Origin of the sequence: Providencia sp. 2023EL-00965 (genome assembly GCF_033550225.1) — a bacterium.
Taxonomy (GTDB): Bacteria; Pseudomonadota; Gammaproteobacteria; order Enterobacterales; family Enterobacteriaceae; genus Providencia; species Providencia manganoxydans.
In genome coordinates this window covers 45,857-62,853 of record NZ_JAWUEH010000003.1, presented here as the reverse complement: position 1 = coordinate 62,853, position 16,997 = coordinate 45,857, and the positions used below count along the sequence as shown (strand labels likewise).

21 protein-coding genes are annotated in these 16,997 nt (G+C 45.2%); 1 reads left to right on the top strand and 20 read right to left on the bottom strand.

Features of this window, described 5'->3' with window-relative positions:
- Positions 1-3 precede the first annotated feature (3 nt).
- Genes SC428_RS05305 through SC428_RS05295 form a run of 3 tightly spaced genes read right to left on the bottom strand, consistent with a single transcriptional unit; the run spans position 4 to position 2,839 of the window.
- Positions 4-1,440, bottom strand: a complete 1,437-nt coding sequence (locus SC428_RS05305) for a conjugal transfer protein TraH (RefSeq protein WP_042847221.1) — start codon at positions 1,438-1,440, stop codon at positions 4-6.
- A 21-nt stretch (positions 1,441-1,461) separates the two neighbouring features.
- On the bottom strand, positions 1,462-2,523 hold the full coding sequence (traF, locus tag SC428_RS05300) for a conjugal transfer protein TraF (protein WP_042847222.1): 1,062 nt from the start codon (positions 2,521-2,523) through the stop codon (positions 1,462-1,464).
- Complete coding sequence (locus SC428_RS05295; protein ID WP_166268095.1) at positions 2,501-2,839, bottom strand: hypothetical protein; 339 nt, start codon at positions 2,837-2,839, stop codon at positions 2,501-2,503. Before SC428_RS05295 ends, traF begins: the two co-directional genes overlap by 23 nt.
- A gap of 36 nt (positions 2,840-2,875) precedes the next feature.
- On the opposite strand from SC428_RS05295, the gene SC428_RS05290 reads away from it, so the two are divergent.
- Positions 2,876-3,277: a hypothetical protein gene (locus SC428_RS05290; protein WP_042847223.1), complete on the top strand. Its 402-nt coding sequence runs from the start codon at positions 2,876-2,878 to the stop codon at positions 3,275-3,277.
- Between the two features lie 51 nt (positions 3,278-3,328).
- Here the strand turns inward: SC428_RS05290 and SC428_RS05285 are convergent, their stop codons facing one another.
- From SC428_RS05285 to SC428_RS05205, 17 genes are all read right to left on the bottom strand, one after another.
- On the bottom strand, positions 3,329-3,541 hold the full coding sequence (locus SC428_RS05285; protein WP_042847224.1) for a hypothetical protein: 213 nt from the start codon (positions 3,539-3,541) through the stop codon (positions 3,329-3,331).
- 42 nt (positions 3,542-3,583) lie between these two features.
- Complete coding sequence (locus SC428_RS05280) at positions 3,584-4,093, bottom strand: hypothetical protein (protein ID WP_042847225.1); 510 nt, start codon at positions 4,091-4,093, stop codon at positions 3,584-3,586.
- A 37-nt stretch (positions 4,094-4,130) separates the two neighbouring features.
- Entirely contained in the window at positions 4,131-4,520 is a 390-nt protein-coding gene (locus SC428_RS05275; protein ID WP_042847226.1) for a hypothetical protein, read from the bottom strand.
- Between the two features lie 35 nt (positions 4,521-4,555).
- Positions 4,556-4,816, bottom strand: a complete 261-nt coding sequence (locus tag SC428_RS05270) for a hypothetical protein (RefSeq protein WP_042847227.1) — start codon at positions 4,814-4,816, stop codon at positions 4,556-4,558.
- 43 nt (positions 4,817-4,859) lie between these two features.
- Positions 4,860-5,087, bottom strand: coding sequence for a hypothetical protein (locus SC428_RS05265; RefSeq protein ID WP_042847228.1), 228 nt, complete (start codon positions 5,085-5,087; stop codon positions 4,860-4,862).
- 3 nt (positions 5,088-5,090) lie between these two features.
- Complete coding sequence (locus SC428_RS05260) at positions 5,091-5,405, bottom strand: hypothetical protein (RefSeq protein WP_042847229.1); 315 nt, start codon at positions 5,403-5,405, stop codon at positions 5,091-5,093.
- A gap of 60 nt (positions 5,406-5,465) precedes the next feature.
- Positions 5,466-6,011, bottom strand: coding sequence for a hypothetical protein (locus SC428_RS05255; RefSeq protein ID WP_285316587.1), 546 nt, complete (start codon positions 6,009-6,011; stop codon positions 5,466-5,468).
- 38 nt (positions 6,012-6,049) lie between these two features.
- Positions 6,050-7,828 (bottom strand): VWA domain-containing protein, encoded by a 1,779-nt coding sequence (locus SC428_RS05250; RefSeq protein ID WP_318706221.1) that lies wholly within the window; start codon positions 7,826-7,828, stop codon positions 6,050-6,052.
- A gap of 51 nt (positions 7,829-7,879) precedes the next feature.
- Positions 7,880-8,161, bottom strand: a complete 282-nt coding sequence (locus SC428_RS05245; protein WP_042847232.1) for a hypothetical protein — start codon at positions 8,159-8,161, stop codon at positions 7,880-7,882.
- Positions 8,162-8,213: 52 nt separating this feature from the next.
- Positions 8,214-9,479, bottom strand: coding sequence for a DUF3150 domain-containing protein (locus tag SC428_RS05240; RefSeq protein ID WP_052219376.1), 1,266 nt, complete (start codon positions 9,477-9,479; stop codon positions 8,214-8,216).
- Between the two features lie 99 nt (positions 9,480-9,578).
- Positions 9,579-10,640, bottom strand: coding sequence for an AAA family ATPase (locus SC428_RS05235; RefSeq protein ID WP_042847233.1), 1,062 nt, complete (start codon positions 10,638-10,640; stop codon positions 9,579-9,581).
- A gap of 66 nt (positions 10,641-10,706) precedes the next feature.
- Positions 10,707-11,081, bottom strand: a complete 375-nt coding sequence (locus SC428_RS05230) for a hypothetical protein (RefSeq protein WP_042847234.1) — start codon at positions 11,079-11,081, stop codon at positions 10,707-10,709.
- A 367-nt stretch (positions 11,082-11,448) separates the two neighbouring features.
- The gene (locus tag SC428_RS05225; RefSeq protein ID WP_052219377.1) at positions 11,449-12,564 is read right to left on the bottom strand and encodes a lambda-exonuclease family protein; all 1,116 of its coding nucleotides are present in this window, start codon (positions 12,562-12,564) and stop codon (positions 11,449-11,451) included.
- Positions 12,565-12,623: 59 nt separating this feature from the next.
- Positions 12,624-14,168: a recombinase RecT gene (locus tag SC428_RS05220; RefSeq protein ID WP_042847235.1), complete on the bottom strand. Its 1,545-nt coding sequence runs from the start codon at positions 14,166-14,168 to the stop codon at positions 12,624-12,626.
- 85 nt (positions 14,169-14,253) lie between these two features.
- Positions 14,254-14,943 (bottom strand): single-stranded DNA-binding protein, encoded by a 690-nt coding sequence (locus tag SC428_RS05215; protein WP_052219378.1) that lies wholly within the window; start codon positions 14,941-14,943, stop codon positions 14,254-14,256.
- 467 nt (positions 14,944-15,410) lie between these two features.
- The gene (locus SC428_RS05210) at positions 15,411-15,848 is read right to left on the bottom strand and encodes a hypothetical protein (protein ID WP_042847236.1); all 438 of its coding nucleotides are present in this window, start codon (positions 15,846-15,848) and stop codon (positions 15,411-15,413) included.
- 78 nt (positions 15,849-15,926) lie between these two features.
- On the bottom strand, positions 15,927-16,523 hold the full coding sequence (locus SC428_RS05205) for a hypothetical protein (RefSeq protein ID WP_042847237.1): 597 nt from the start codon (positions 16,521-16,523) through the stop codon (positions 15,927-15,929).
- Positions 16,524-16,997 lie beyond the last annotated feature (474 nt).

The window sequence follows — 16,997 nt, the reverse complement described above, 5'->3', positions numbered from 1 at the left end:
CTCTTAGAGTGCGCCGTCTACCGACCCTTCACCTTGATATTCAGTTAAAGGCAGGGATTGCATGTAGGACTGGAAGGTTTCCTGGATCTTCTCTTCACCGCCGTATCTGGCCGCTAATGTGCTATAGGAAATTGCCAAATTACGTCGCGCATCTTCTATCAACTTATACATCTCTTCGTAGTAAGCTGAAGCAGAATCATCGTTAGACTGCGCCATACGGGCCCCTGTTGCTGCGGCCGTTAGTAGATCACTGAGGTATTGATTCGCAGCCGAGTAGGATAGGACAGGTGAGATGGCTCGAATATACGAATGACTGGCGTTCAGGTCATGCCTTGCCAAAATGATAGCTTTATTACCAGCGCCACCAACGTTGTAATACCCAGCCTGTTCATGCCGCTCTCTAGATACTTCACCACCCGATTTTGCCGAAACCAGATACCCATCATCAATGAAGAATTTATTAATGGTGTTAGCAACGCCATTCAAGCCAATTTGCTGTTGCACTGGGTTTTCGCACGTTTCGGTTTGGTTTACGCAACTCCACATATGGAAGGCGGGGTCACCATGAATAATAGAATCCAACACGGAGCTAGTTGCCAGAGGGCCAAGTCGAACAACGCTTTTTTTAATGGATCCGTCTTTGTCTGTACTGATATCTTTTCCAACAATAATCGTACCAGTGAGAGACATAACCAATTCTTTCTGTTGTTGCTCAGAGCCTTCGAATTGAGATGAGAACTGTCCATTTTGCAGCAAGCACCACATGAGGTTGCCATAGTCGCCACAAGGCTTACGTTTCCCTGTATCACCTTTGACTTTCTCTGGGGCTTCACCACCACCTGAGTTACCCCACATTGCCTTGAACTGGTCAACAACACCATCAGACGAGAGTTGGGATGACACGGACATTTTGGCATTTTCACCAAATGCGGAAGCTGTATCTACCAGTAATCCTTTTGCTAATTGGCAGGAGTTAACGGTCAGATCGTTCATTTGCTGAACAACAGCCTGCATTTTTGAAATGGCATTATCCAGAACTGCATCCATTGCGTTAAGTGCCAGCTGAAAAGCCAGACCAGCCGCGTTAGCGGCGATGTTACGTAGCATCTGAACAAACTGCTCGGCATTGATAAATGAGAAAGACCCACCAAAAAGGTCGATCCCTCCACAGCCGCCCGACGCGGCAGGAAGATCGATTGTGACTGGCGTAAGAGTTCTTAGTTTATTTCGGAGAACAAAGCCCCCACCAGTGTACCCATCACGAGTAATGCTGTGATAATCTCCCGCGCCAGTTACATTGGACATTGAACCGAACATACTATCGAGCTGGGTACTGATATCCGCAGCATTGGAAGAAGACGTGAACACACCCGACAGAGCAATCGATATTGCTAAGATAGTGCGTTTGAGCCCTTTAGATTTTTGATGTTGTAAAACCATTTTTTGTTACTCCCGCTACTGTTATTTCGCCTTTGTAGATGCTGCGTAACCAGATTTCTTCTGAATGTATTTGATAAAGTCGTCCGAGTTCTCCAGGTACTCTTCCGGCATATCTTTCAGGATGCTCGAATCGATATACCCATTGTCGTTATATGGAAGCGTGCTTTTGTACTGCTCGTTGGTGATGAGCCCCGAGTCATGTGCAATCATGATTGTGCGGGATATCAACTGATCGGCACTGAGAGGCCCGAATGAAAGAATCCGCGTTGCCTCTGGAGGAATAGCCAGTGCGAGCGCAGGAGTGTTGGTGATCTGCAATTTTGCTGCTTGACCAGTATCTGCACGCCAGTTCTCCATGATGTTTCCAGGCATTGGTTTACCATCAATCGAAATTGGAATAACTTTCATACCGGTCATGTAAGTGAACGTATTCATGATCGCCGCTTGTTTCACACAGATTGAGCAATCTTCGCCACGGAAGAAAAAGAAAACCCCAGCGCGTGTGGCAATGTCTTTTATAACAAGCCGTGAGTTTTTTTCAGCCTCCGCAGACTGGTCCATAGCGCCGAAGGTAGACGTAGAGCGACGACTGCTTTCATCAATCAATGGATCTGTAGATGTCACTAAGCGCGCCATATCAGTAAACCGGCTCGCCTTGTCCAACATAATGCGCTGCGCAAGGTAATAGGCCCGGACGTTTTCCTGGGTTGGCTCGTCAATTGCGCGGTCACGTAATTTCTGTACGTTTTCACGGTACCAGGCCACGGTAAAGGCTTCAGGCCCCTCTTCAGGAGTAACCGCAACGGAAGGTTCAGGGACAGGCATTTGCTTGTCCTGCTCTTCGGTTTTGTCCGCTTTAGCAACAGTAGTCTCAGGTTCGATTTCTTTCGGCGGTTCAGGAGGCATTTTTTTCCAGAACCAGCCTTCTTCTTTTCCATCCAGAAACGAGGTACCTCCAGCGGTAACCTGCCCGTTGGAAGCCTTTGGTTTATTATCTTTGCCACCCTCTGCTACCGCATGAGCAGAGAGCACCCCAAATACCAGGGTAGCGATGACTGTTTTATTGAAACTTTGGAATTTCATCTTCATTACCTTTGGTAAGAATTGCCGCTATCCTGTCAGTCCAAAAAAAGGAGTTTTTCCCCTTAAAAACCCTGGCTTTTTCAAGCTGTTGGCACAGTTGATAGTGTCTATATCTTTGTTGCCCGATCTTCTTAATGATGCTTTCGGGTTTTATACCAATTTCCTTACAGGCCTCATCGAGGGTCATGCGTCCGCCGTACTTACGTTCAAGTTCACGCTGCAAGCTGAGACGGTTAGAGTCAGTGCAGAGTATGGCTGGCAGCTTAAAAACAGGCATGAGCATCGAACGGCTGTGAGCACATACGAGAAGTTTCATCAAATCCCTCATCTGATGAATCAATGAGCGGTCATTTTGTCATACACAGGCAAGGAAAACGGCAAAAAAGGCCAGCAAAATGAGGCCAAAAACCGGTGTTCTCAAAGGGTTGAAGGAATCGCATGTGCTTGCGTTTTGTTTACCATCCTTCCGTTGTCTGTGAATGCAGCTCCGGTTATGGCTGGTAAAAAAAAGCAAAAAAAAACCCTGTCCGAAGACAGGGTTTTGGGTGGTTACCCTAGGCTGGAATTACGATTTGCTCTTGTTGCGAGTAAACGCGATCGGCATCGAGACAATCAAAAGAACTTTGATGACAAAGTCCTCTGTCACCTTGATGCCAAAGTGACTACCGAAAACAATCACCATGACAGCAATTGCAACAGTAAAAACAAGAGAGAAGAAGCGAAGGGTATTAAGTTTCATTTTAGGGCTCACTGAGGGAAGTTAAGCACAACGAGGATGTTGTGCGGAGGGGAAGTTAAATCGAAGTTATAGAGAGTGACGCAGTTTCATAATTTTACCGTAGACATCCTGAAGGATGAGCACGATGAAATAAGCGGCCAATGCAACACAACCGGCAGCAATGACAGACATGACAACAATAACAACTACCATAGTCATGACATCAAAGCTGAAAAATACCGTTGCAGCTACAATGATTACCGCAGGAATCAGCGGCAGGAATTTAAATATGTTTTTCATACATCACCAGTGAAAGAGAGTTTGTGGACAGCAAAAAAGCAATTAGTGAAACAGGTGTGCTTTTAAACCGATGGTGTAACGAGAGTAGATACCACCAAAGAGAGAATCTTTGAAAACATCCGGTTCTTCATTATCAGACAAAACAGCCTCAGCCATCTCCACGATACTCACCAACATCTGCGCGCAGAATGAGTTTTTCTTAAACAAATCCCGGTACAAACTGGTATGAATCACCCCATTCAAGTCCATCGCCAAGTTAATCAATAATGCTTGATTAACAGACAGCGAAGGGCAGTCAGGGTCATTGAACGATTCCGTACCAACACCAATTCGGTTCATTGCAAGCAATGTCCGAACCTCGCCTTCCAAATCAGCAAAGCGATGATTGATGTCAATATAGGTTTCTTCATTAATCACCACACCGAGATCATCGCGTAAATCAGAACCGCGCGAGTAATCTTCTTCATCAACGGGCACAATTTCCAAAAGGATGTTGCGAACAGCGATAGGGAAAGTTGTGGTGTAGCTATTGTCAGAGGTAACGTAACGCATGAGAAATACTCCTGTAGATAAAAATGAAGGGTAAGGATTACCAAACACATTGTTCTTTCATGAACTCGGGCTCATGTGCCACGAAACGAACAGCCTCAGCCATCGTTGAGTCGAAGAACCTGGAACACAAACTCCGGCCAAGCATGACTATCTCTTTTTTGAGAAGGTCAAGGCTAGGGTCGGAGAAACGGCCACATGCACAACAATACGCAAAACGAGTCGCCAGCTTTAATACCTGGGATTCGTTCTGATTAATACCAAACGCAGTATTGGCAATGCCAAGTCCACGATCGTTAAGCAATTTCACAGTTAACATATCGGAATGAATTAACGCCAAGTCAGCTTGCTCCTGAACATCAGAAGTGGGCCAAAGGCGCATCTTTTCAGATACGAATCCGTAAATGCTCAATTCGACAGAATGAGACATACGTACCTCTTTAATAGATTTATGAATTTAGAAAATTAAAAGATACCGGGCTTGCAACGAGCCAATGCGGCCAGAATGCGTTCGCGAGCAGGGGAGGGGCTAACAGTTGCCTGAATGCCTTCCATCCAATCCTCAACCGGTATGCGGGTGAATTTGTCGTCTGTATTGCGGATACGAAATGCAATCACTGCCCAACGTGATAAAGCATATTTAATACAAGCTTCATCACCCGGAACGACAACGCCACGCAGTTTCGCGGAAGCGTTATTGTATTCAATCAATGCACAAGCACTCATACAGTTCACCAAAACGAAAGGCCCGCTACGGGGCCTTTGCTTTTCAGAAGTTAATATTATCGTTTACTGTGACAGGAATAGGATCCTGATGTGCAGCAATATCGATGAAGTTAAAACGTTTAATGTTGGTGGCGCGAAGCACTTTGCCAGTAGAGAGCACAAAGGTCTCAACATCAGCATGGCGACTATCAGGCCAGGACTGAGAAATTGAGGTTTCGCGGATTAAATATGACCGTTTATTTGATGTGAAAGACACATAAGGTATCAGCATTGCTTAACCCTCTGAGCCCATCAGACCGTAGCCGTATGTCGTTAACGTATGCACTAAACACAGTGCATCAACGGTCATGTACGGCCACCAATTACCTGTCTCATCACGGAAGAAGTGTATTTCTAGTGAATCCGGGGCCATTGGGTGGTACGTATTGATCACGAAAGACTCTTCAAAAACGGGTAGGTTTTCAAACAAACTAACACTACGCTTTGGTGAATTGCCATGCACGTAACCAATGAGGTCATCAATCATTTCAACGGTAAAGCCGCTTTGTGGTTCAACGACAGAAGTATCAAAATTAATATATTTAGCCATGATGAATATCTCCAAGAGAAAGTAAAACGCTGACAAATGCCAGCGTTATTCTTTAAGCGGTTATGCACACTTCCGAGCAGCTTCGTTCGGGTAGTAGTGATAGAACGCCTTCTTGTATTTTTCGAAACCGCGACGCTGTGATTCAACGAAGTCCATATTTGATGGCGCATCGTAGTGGTTCGACTGAATTAAACGATCTTGTTCAGCCAGGTCATGCTTCCAGCGATGCAGAACACTCATACGAGTCTCTTCTGGGTCCAGTTTGGCGAAGAAGCAGCAGCTAGTGAAAGAGCACAGATCCGACTGATTTTTATCAGAGAAGATCCAGAGAATTTCATCAACACGCTGTTCAACGTTGCTTCTGGGGGCCGTCATGATGTACAGAGAGTCACGAATAATTTCGTAAGCCATCTGTTGCGAATAACGCAATTCATAACGATCATCTTTGGCAGCGCAAATTGCTTCATAAGTCCGGTCGTCAGCTTCAAACAGTTCGTTGAAGGACAGCTGATTTTCATGAGCAAATGCATTTTTGGACATAGTCATTTTGATCACCTTTAATAGATTTAAAATAAATTTAGGAATTAAAAACCCGGCCTCATGCAAAGCAGGAGGCTAAGGATTTGTTTAGGAAGGTTTTAAAATTAACGAGTTAAAGCTTTGCGGGAGACTTCGAGAAGCTTTCCGCGAAGGGCAGAGACAGAACCTACAGCAACACCAGTATCATCGAATAGAGAAGTCATAATGTTTGAATTAGCACCGCCGAAGCCAATACCAATAACAATCACACCTTCTTTTTTCGCGTCATTAACCATCTGAATAACAGGCCCGGAGTTATCGGGCTTACCATCAGTGACCACGACCATGACATGGCGATCAGCGCGCGCATTTAGCAAGTCACTGAACGCAGGCCATAAAGCTTGTTCCAGTGGCGTACAACCATTTGCGCTAATACCAAATTGCTTAGCGTTAACCGCAGCCCGGAAGCTTTGTTCACGCGCTTTTAGCAAGCCAACGTTATTTGCGGTGGCATGTGGGAAATGATAGGCCGAAGTCGAAACACCTTTGATGCCGTCCAACGCAAAGAGCAAGGAGACAACAGCGGCTTCAGCTTCAACCATGTCAGAACCCAATGAACTGCTTGAATCAAGCAGAACAGTAAAGGCAGAGTTGAACTCAACAGCTTTAGATTTGTGTCGGAATAACTTGGTTTCTCCTAAAAGAGCCGAAGTCAGCCGACGCGTATCCATAACACGACCCGTTTCTTTGTGTGTACGACGAGTTTGTTGCATACCTTGTAGTAGCCCGTGCATTGACTGACGAAGGCCAGACGCAGCCTGAACACCTCGGAGAACCGAAGCTTCTCTGGTTGCGTGACACTTAGCCGGAGCAATACCGAACGGGGTAGCAGCAGGTGTGCGTTCACTTGGAGAAACGTTGTCTTTAATACAGTCATTCAAGCGTTCACCAGCACCTTTAATAACCTCGTTGAGATTATCATCAGTGACATTGGCAAAAGGGTCTGAATGGTCTGATTTAGACGGTGTTGAGCTGGTAGAAACGCTGGTGGAAACATCACTGCCAGAAGCAGGGCTGTCACCATTTTCAGGTTCATTACCAGGCTGAGCGGAAGTACCTTGAGACGATTGACCGTCAGAAGAGCCATCGCCAGCATCTACATTAGAGTCAGCACTATCATTATCTTCGCCAGGCTGTGAGTTATCACTGCTTGGTTCGGATTGTGAATCGTCACCGGTCTCAGGAGGCAGATCATGTTGGTCTTGTTGATTATCGTTAAAAGCATCTACTGCAAGATCGTAAAGACGACAGGAAATATCCAGACAGTCGGCAATGGAAGGCGCGTTAATCGCCAAACCGAGAATGTCCATCGCTGTATCAAACATGTTTTGTCCGAATAAGCGAATGAAGTCTGATTGGGCTTGATCAACAGGAATGTTAAGTGCGTGATACCGTTTGAAACCACACAAGAGTAAACCGTTGATAAATGCTACAGCAGGATCATCAGTTGGTTTCGTGTCCTCATTAAAAACAAAGTGATTTAACGCTTTGAGAAATGAAGGCACTCCGGGAAAGCGACGACCTATCGCACGTTCAATACGAAGATCTTCGGTTATGTTTACCAACTTACCAAGAACACTTGGGTTGTAGCCTTGTTTGGCACGAGCAGGAATGTCTTCTTTCAGAATCGGAAATTCTGTGTATTTGACATGCGCAGCTTCGTGAACCAAATAACCCAGAAGGACGTCAGACAATTTTTCAGCATCCTTATAGAAAGGAATGTTGATAGTGAATGAAGAACCTTGCTGAGAAGCACAAGCCGTAGAACCACCAACAGTTACATTCACTCCGAGCTGATCGCTCAGGGCGCGTGCAACGACGGGCAGAGAGTTATAAATACCCATACTTACCTCACAATAGATTTAATATAAATTTAAAAGGACGAAAACGAGTCGTTAAGGACGTTTCAAACAGGTGCGAAGGTCACCGTTGTCAGCCAAACGTAAAAAAAACGTTTTGCTATCCAAAGTCACCGAGGCGTTTTGCAGTACCTGTTGCCAGGTAAAGCGGTAGAGAGAGTGAGACGGGCCTAAACGGAGGATGTCGAAATCAGTTTCAGAAACACCAAGCCAGGGCAGGGTATTACCAAACAACACAGCAAAAGCCATAGGAAGCTGCTCACCGTATTTACTAAACTCAACAAGTAACTCGTTGTTGCACAAAAGATACTTTTGCATAACCAAGTCCATATTTAGGAAATTAAAAAAGGCCCGTAAAGGGGCCTTAGATTTAGAACATCATGATCCCATCGTCTGAATCGGTATCAGCAAAATCCAGATTAACTGGAGTAGCAGAAGCCGGGGCATTCAAATCGACAGCGGCAGCAGGAACGACGAAAGAACTCAGCAGCGCGCTATCATCAACAACTTCAACAGAACCAGCAGGCTGATTAACTTCAACAGTGCTTGACGTATCAGCCACTGTAACAACCGGGTCTGCAACAGGACCGGCCGGAGGCAAGTCGAGTGGCAGGTCGGCCAAGAAGCTATCATCAATCGTTTCAGCAACAGCGAATGCGTTCGTGTGTGGAACCACGTCAGCAGGAGTGGCTGGTGTTGTTTCCAAAGCAGGTTGTGCTGGTGGAGAAACCAAATCGGTAGTCGGCAACTCAAAAGAGGCGTCGAGAACCAAAGAGGCATCCAAACCAGAATCAGCTTGCGGATTTGAAAGCAACGATACAAACGACTTAGCAGCTTGTGGATCGCGGAGGTTGTTTAGAAGGGATAATGCATTGTTGTAGTCTTGACCGGTAACTTTGCCTGTCAAAGGTAAGTTATCAAGCACTTGAGACATGTACTCGCACAGACCTTCAACACTGGGGTCAATAAACGCCAGAGTACGAAGTTTTTCAGCAGAACGACGTAGCGGATTCAGTGTGTGTTGACTGATTGCATCTTTGCTATTCAGGTTCTTTAAGAACTTGTCAGCAACGGAGGCAACGTCTTCATAGACTTCATCTGCCAGACTTTTTACCTGACTTGCAAAACCATCTTGAATGATGGCATTGCCATAAGGAGTGATATGAATCGCAGTAAACCCAAATTGAATTTGGGAATCCATATAGCCGATATCAATCGCGGCATCGCGCACAAGGATTGCACGATACTTTTCCTCAAATGAATTAATCCAGCCATTAAAATCAGCCTTCAAAAATTCTTTTTTGTAGTCATAAAACTCTTGCTTCACATCCTTCAGTTCATCGATGAGTGCATTGACCTTATCCGTTGGGACAGCATAGCCGCCCATGAAAGCAACACCGTAGGACAAACAAGCTTTCTTAGCCTTGTTCTTAAAGCGTTCAAACGGGTTAATCAACTGCGGGTCAATCACTTTCTTAGAACCAAGAGACACCATGACTTCTGGTGGCAGTTCGGCATTTTCACCTAAGTCTTGACGTTGCAGCTTTTTACGGCCGCTAATGCAGGAAATCTCAGAAAGAGAAACCAGGATTAATTGGTCTAAAACTTGAGTGTGAGTTTGGTTATTCGTAGACATATTAGTTACCTTTTATTTATAAATTTAAAATATTAAAAAGGCCCAGAAATGGGCCATTATTTATTTAGAGAATTGCATTTAGAGAGGTGTTAACAAGGTTTAACCGAATACCGCTTTGAGGATGGCATGCAGAGCACGCTTATCATCAGCACCGGCACGGTTACCGATTTGTAAGTCGAAGGAAACTTGCAGAGCTTCAGGCATTTTGGCCTTATTCATCAGCGAGAAACGTTCAACCCAGGCAATCAGCGAGCGAGTAGAGCACGTAACAGACAATCGCGTGTCTGGCGAAACAGCGGATACCTTGACAGAAGAACTGTCATTGGACTGATTAAAATCACCAGCGATATCACTGCCGACAAACAACTTACGAATGATGTTAGCGATTTCAACAAACTTACCTGCGAGCACTTCATCTGAAATGAACTTCTTGATTAACGAGGTTTCAACGTCTTTTGGCATGTAATTCGCGTTGATGAACATATAGCGATCGAGGTTCGCGACGTTCAGCACTTTTACACCACCATAGACACCCGTTAAATCACCTTGGCCGATCGAGTTGGCTGTAGCGACAAAACGGAAGTTAGGATGCTTTTTGATCACTTCGTTGGTTTCAGGAATAACAAGATTCCCACCTTCTAAGATCGCGTTAAAAGCGTTAGCACAGCTTGGGTCAAGTTGGTCGTATTCATCCAAAAGGAAAATGAGGCCAAATTTGTAAGCAAGTGCCAGAGGACCATAAAGGAAGTCTGTACGGGTATCACCGGTCATTGTGTCGCAAACGAGACGAAGACCACCGACAAGACTATTAATGTCCAAATCCTGAGAAGCTGTTGTTTTCATCAAAGGCCAGTTCAGTCGAGCGGCAACTTGCTCAACAATACTGGTTTTACCGCAGCCTGTAGGGCCGGAGATCCACAGCGACTGACCCTGAGGGTAGTTAATCCACATCAGGACAGACGCACGCAGAGACGGCTCAAACACGTAATGATCATTTCGGCTAGGGATGGCAGCACTGAATGCATTATCCGCAGCGAAACCAGCATACGGTTTAACCTGCGCTTTCATGTGTTCTGGAATGACAACGCCGAATAATTCCGGAGAGATTGCGACGTTACGAACCAGGGTATCAGCAGCTAGAGTAGTGTTAAAAGTAGACATGTATTACCTCAATAATTTAGATAGATTTAAAAGAGTTAGGGAATTTAAAAGTGAAGAGTCGTCGAATTAAGCAGCAGGAGAACAGCAAACCAGATTGGAATGTGTATACCGGCTACTCATTTGTCCTTGTTCACAGACAATCGACTTAGGTGCATAAGTGGCAAACGCCGTAATACCACGCTCGGAAAGCGCGGTGATCAGGGTTGGCATAAAGTAGGTTTTGGCATAAACCAAAACACCTTCAGCCTGGTGACGGGAACACAGCAGCAAAGCGATATCTGCTAGTTCGTCGGCACGTTGCTGCATTAACGAAACGGTGGGGCAGTCATTGAACGAGAGTTTTTCACGAATGATTTGTGAAATGTCACGTTCAACATCAATCACACCCATTTCGCGTTGTGCGTCGGATGCTTTATATGCAGTCAGATTAACGATGGACATGGAGAGACTCCTAAAATTAATAGATTTAAAAGGTTTAAGGCCTCAGAAAAGAGGCGAGATTTAAGGTATTGCAAAGTTCCAGTAGAGTGACTGGAGGCACTTGTTGTTCTCAGCTTGAGAACGAAACACCGTTTTCGACGCATAAAAAAACCCGCTGCTTAAAAAGCAACGGGCTATCGAATTTGGTACAGATATGCGTGTGCCGTGTGAATGAGAGTAAACGCATTCAGAATGGCGATATGGCCGAAATTAGGTGTTTAGGGGCAGGTTGCCAGAAGTTAGGCGGTGTGTACCGCACCGCTACAATAATCAATTCTTACAGCTGGGTCAACAAGAAAAAACCCGACCGAAGTCGGGTGTGAGAGAGTTAAAACAACAACAAGGCATTGTCTTCAACACCGGTGAGTGCATCTCCTTCTGCCACAACAGGTTTGATGGCTTCAGGTGGAATATAAACGCTGTCCTCTGGGGAAGCTTCATACTCATAGACAGACAGGCTGGAGCGAAGAGACTCCTGAGTCACACAGTCCGGATATTGCTCAGCAGTCACATTAAGACGCTCAGCGATCATTTTCCAGTTAGTGCGACCTTTGACTTTACTTTCCAGATAGCGAAAACCAAACCCATCAATACGGACAGGGTCTGTGCTTTTGAAACCAAGACCTGTTGCAAGACCTTGAATCGACGCCTTAAGCGTTTCTTCAAGATTAGACAACTGGGCTTTCACGGCTTCAAACTCGGCTTCTTTGGCGCGGACATTCGCAACTTGACGGCGGATGTCAGCGATACGAGCAGAGAGATCATCTGGAGCAGTAAATTCACTGGTTTGGGCCAGAATATCGGCATCAGAAACCAGCAGGATGTCTTGCTGTTTATCAAAAGCCGGAGCTACCTTTTGATTTAAACGTTCCCAGAACTCTTTGCATGCAGCAAACAAACGTGTGAAAGCGCCCTGGTTAGGTTTGATAAGGAAAATCTTCGGCTGATCTTTAGCGGACCAGAAAACAAGATAAGCTTGCGGGGCACCTGTTACGAATAACTGATGCTGCACCTGCCAGAAGTAATATTTAAATTCCGGCGAGGCTGAACCTTGTTCGAGGATAGCTAAATGTTTTTTCTCTGAGAGATTCTTGATCTCCAGTACAGAACGGTCATCGAGCTGTCCATCAAGCGAAGCTATCATGAACGGGTACTTGGCATGTCGAACGCAAAAGGGTGAGGCTATTTGCCCCAATTCACTTTCGCAGTAAGACCGCGCAAGCGCTTCGAGTTTGTTACCGGCATCCACCTGCTTAATCGCAGATAGATCTTCAGAAGCAAGCAAGCCTGCATACTGAAGGTATAACTGATAAGGCGTTTTCATAGCTCCAGGCGCACCCAAGAGAATTGGGGAGCATGTTGCCGTAACACCTGTTCTACGCCATTTGTGCCACTCTGGAGTTCCTTGTTCAATATCGACAATTTCACAGATTGAATCAGACATACGATCACCATTAATAAATTTATAAAATTAAAAAACCGGCAATAAATGCCGGTTATGTTTTATGCTGCTTTAGCTGTTGAAATCAGGTTGCACAACATCTCTTTGAGACCTTTGTGTTTGACTGAATTCAAGGCAGATTCAAGTTCGTCGAATTGACCGGACTGAAGAGCTTGAGAGTAGAGCACTTGCATGGAGTTAGTTTCAGCTTCAACAGAAGAAACCCACTGGGCTGCACTGGCTTTAAACTCCCCGTCAGCAAGACGATTAACAAAGTCATTTGCGATCCCAAAATCACACATGTGAACTGACTCAGAAACTTTCGTACTGAGCAGGTCACGGCGCGATTGTTCCAATTGACGTTTTGCGTAAGCCAATTCGCTGTCGTTGAAAGAAAATGCGTCTTTCAGTTCGGCGATCATGGTTTCGTAAGCCAGCGTTTTTTCTGCGCGGGTAACGAGTTTCGCAATTCGTTTGAAACTGCTTTGACGAACACCTGGAATTTCAGACATCGGAACTTGAAGTTCTTCTGGCTGAGATCCACCCGCATCAGACTTGGGTTGAACATCAACTGGAGCTGACTGAGCTTCCTGTGACGCAGGCTGAGATGCCTTCTCAACGGGTTGGGCCGATTGCGCAGGGGGAGCGACGTCATCATGAGCAACAATTTCACCCTCAATAACACTGTCGTCAGCAACAATAGGCTGAGATGAAGCAACATCATTGTTAGCAGCCTGAGCAGCTTGACGTTGAGCCATTTCAGCAGCAGCAGCTTCAACAGGGACATGAGCGGAAGACTTGAACCCTTCTTCACCGTAGGTATTGAGATAATCAATCACTGCGCTGATTCGAGTTCGGTTGCCTGGGATTAAATGAACGGTTTGTTTAAGGGCGGATTTCAGAACCATTTTCCACGGGAATGTTGTCCACGGAGATAATGCTCTTTTATCAACTTTTTTCCAAGATTCAGAAACTGCGCGAGCAGCGGCTAAATCTTCAACAGTTACAAAGTAAACGAGGTTGCGGCCATCTCGCATGAGAAAGTCCACATAGACACCACGGAAGTTACCGCGAGCGCCTAAGGTACCTTTATCCGTCACCGTCAGAATCAAATCCCCTTTGCTAGCAAATGGGTCAAACTCATGGATCGGACTATTACGACGACCTTGTGGCTTAAATACTGCATCATTCTCAAACACCAATTCAGCAACAATGTCTTGGCAGAGTCCTTCATCTGTAGCCATTTTGATCAGGCCGAGATAAGAGACATCCAAGATCACCCGATTATTGCGTGGAACCAGATATGCCTGTTTCTGTGCAGGGTCGAGTGTCAAACCGGAACTCGCTAACTGTAAAAACGCAGTCTCGAAAGAACGCGGGTTAGTTAACGCAATACCAGTGAGATAGTCACTGTTGTTAATGATGTGCTTGGCAAACACACACTCTCTCTGGAAAGAGATATGTGGGTGCATTGCAGCCTTTTCAAACTGACTACCTAGAGTCATCATGTGACGGGTCACTGTGTCAACTCTGACCGTGATGTCAGTGTTGGCTCTTTTCGCGTTATTGTTGTCATAAGCGCGACGGGCATTGTTCGAATAAGACATGGTAGTACCTCATATTTAATAGATTTAAAAATTGACCAAACAGATATGAAAACGCCACTCAACGAGTGGCGTTTACTGCGGAGTATTAACCGCGCATATCGGAATAACTGCCATTACTAACCATTGCACGAGCTGCAATGAGTTGGTCTGTGACGGTAGGCTTTGTAGAAGGTACGAAGATCGCACTGCTACGAGCTGTCACAGTTTGCTTAACGGTAGGTTGTTGAGCGGGCGGCTGTTGTTTGGCTTCTCTCTTGGCTGCGGCACTTTTCTGTGCTTGCTGGAGTGCTGCACGGAACTTGTTACCGATCGTTTTCACTTCGTCATAACTCATCTTCTGAACAACTAACTCAGCATCCAGACGCGCCTGTAATTCAGGCGAACGCAGTGGTTGTTGAGTTGGTGTCGAAGCAGTGATTGGAGCAACGTAAGACTGAGGATTAGCATCATTAATTCGCGTATCAACGACCAGGTTGGTCGCAATATCGTGAACGGAGAATGCATGGAACTCAGTACGCTGAACATCGGAACCATCTTTCACATAGCGAGCTGTGCGAGCGATAGCTTCGATAGAGATCTCAGAGTCTTTCTTGATGGTATTGTGGAGAAAATCAGCAACTTTACCGAAAGCCTTGATAGGGAAAAACTCAATCACTTTTTGCGAGTTGATCTTCATTTCACAACCCAAACGGAAAAAAATGACAGAGTCATTACCGTTTTTAGCGGGAGTATAACGAGGGTCGATCGCTACTTTACCTTTAGCTTTGGAGAACATAGTTAATACCTCAATTAATAGATTTAAAATATTTAGAAAGTTTATGCCTGGAAAGGCCTGACTAGCCTGAGGTTAAATCTCAGGTACAGTCTGTTTAGGAAGGGAAGTTAAGGGTATTGCAATGCCCAGTAGAGTGACTGGACGCACTGATATTCCTCAGCGTGAGGAAAAACACCGGTTCGACGAGCAGCAAAAAGCCCGGAGCCTTATAGGGCACCGGGCTGTCGAATTCTGTTTTGTAGGCATGAAAAAGCCGTGAGAATGAATGCGGGATTCATTCGTAGAGGCGCTGGTGGCCGAAATTAGGTGTTTTGGTTAAGGGCTATTGCCGGAAGTTATGCGATGTAATCGCCAGAACAGAGTAAGCGATAGGAGCGTAAGGGTCAATCGAAAGGCAAAAAAAAACCCAGCATAGGCTGGGTTTCTTGGGAGGTTAAGATGAAAAATGATAGAAGAACATTCGAAACTCAATGATACGCAGCAGCTAATTGAAGGTATCGACGATGAATGAAGTCCAGGGTGGCGCGATAGGTAAAGCTATTGGAGTAGCTCGTTCCATCCAGATGGACAAAGATCATGAATGCGTCTTCTAGACGTGAACGATCTTTTTTTCTCAATCGATTCTTACCAATATTGCATGCTACTGAAGCCAACATGAATTTAACTTTGGCCATCAACTTGATAGCTTCAGTCCGGTTTTTAACGCCGCATTCACGAAGTGCAATATCATCATTTTGACTGATACAAAGAGGGCAATCATCAGCACCTTCATGGTGACAGCAATGCCATCCACAATCATTACAATTGAGGGTATAGGTATTGCGGGAAGCATCAAAGCCTTCCAACTGACAAGGACTACCACAACGAATACAGTTTTCGAACGTGGAAGCATTAATGATAATCATAAATCACCTTGAAATTAATAGATTTAAAATAGTTAAAAGCCCAGGAATCTGGGCTTGTTTAAGAGAGATTAGTGAATATCAGCTAACAACTTCCATGATCCAGAGACCACGACGTTTGTCAGTTTCAAGGTCGCGATAACCAGTCACATTACCCTTGCGATCAAGAACCTGAGCTTTACTGGTGCGCACTTCGGAGTCTTTCCAGAAAACAACAGTGTCACCAATTTTAGCACCAGAATTCTCGACAGCTTTTTTAAGACCAATAGCCCAAACTTTATTTTGCCCTTCGATTTCAACATAGAAGGACATATCGTTTGAACGGTCATTTTTCCAATGAGCCATACCAAAAGAAACCAACTTACCTTCGTGCTCAGTGATAACAGTGCGAGAAGGACGCTTGGCGCTTGAAGTGGTGGAATCATCAGAATCGTCAGACTCATCAAGTTCGTCATCTTCAGTAGAGAAACGAGACATGATTTGAACAGCCAGAACAACAGCTGACAGAGTCAGACAGCCACAGGCAATGATTAAAGGAATAGTGGATTGCACAAATCCAGCCGTGAAAATATAAAAAGCAATGCCAGCTGGCACTACGAACGAAGCGTTCTTAGGACGCCAGAACAACGAGAGGAACATGCCAATATAAACAAAGCCTTGCAATTCGAAAGAAGACATAATATTCACCATAAATTTATATGCGAAGTCCGGCCACAGAGAAACACCCTGAAATGTGAGGATTCAATGGATGTAAACAAAGCGACAGACATCGTAAAAACGAAGTCCGGACACAGACAAAACGCAGGAGTTGAGATAAGAGGAAGTTAACAATTTTTTTGGTTTGGATTGAGATCCAAAAATACCCTTTGCTAGGGCGGCAAGGTGACATGTTTTGTTCAAAGAACAAGAACACGTCAGAGATGCTCTGGCCTGATTTAGGCGTGCGAAACCCGTGAGGAAAGCCAGTTAGGCTACCAGGGGGCGGTGGTATATTCACACCGAAGTTACGGGTTCGCGTTTGAAGTTATGCTGAGAAGAGAGTAGGCCATCAGCTAGGCTGTTACAAAAGCCTACTTCAGATAACCAGTCAAATCAAGAACTGTTTTTCTTCCGCGAAATGCTGGCCTTTTCCCATGACTTGACCGTTTTCGT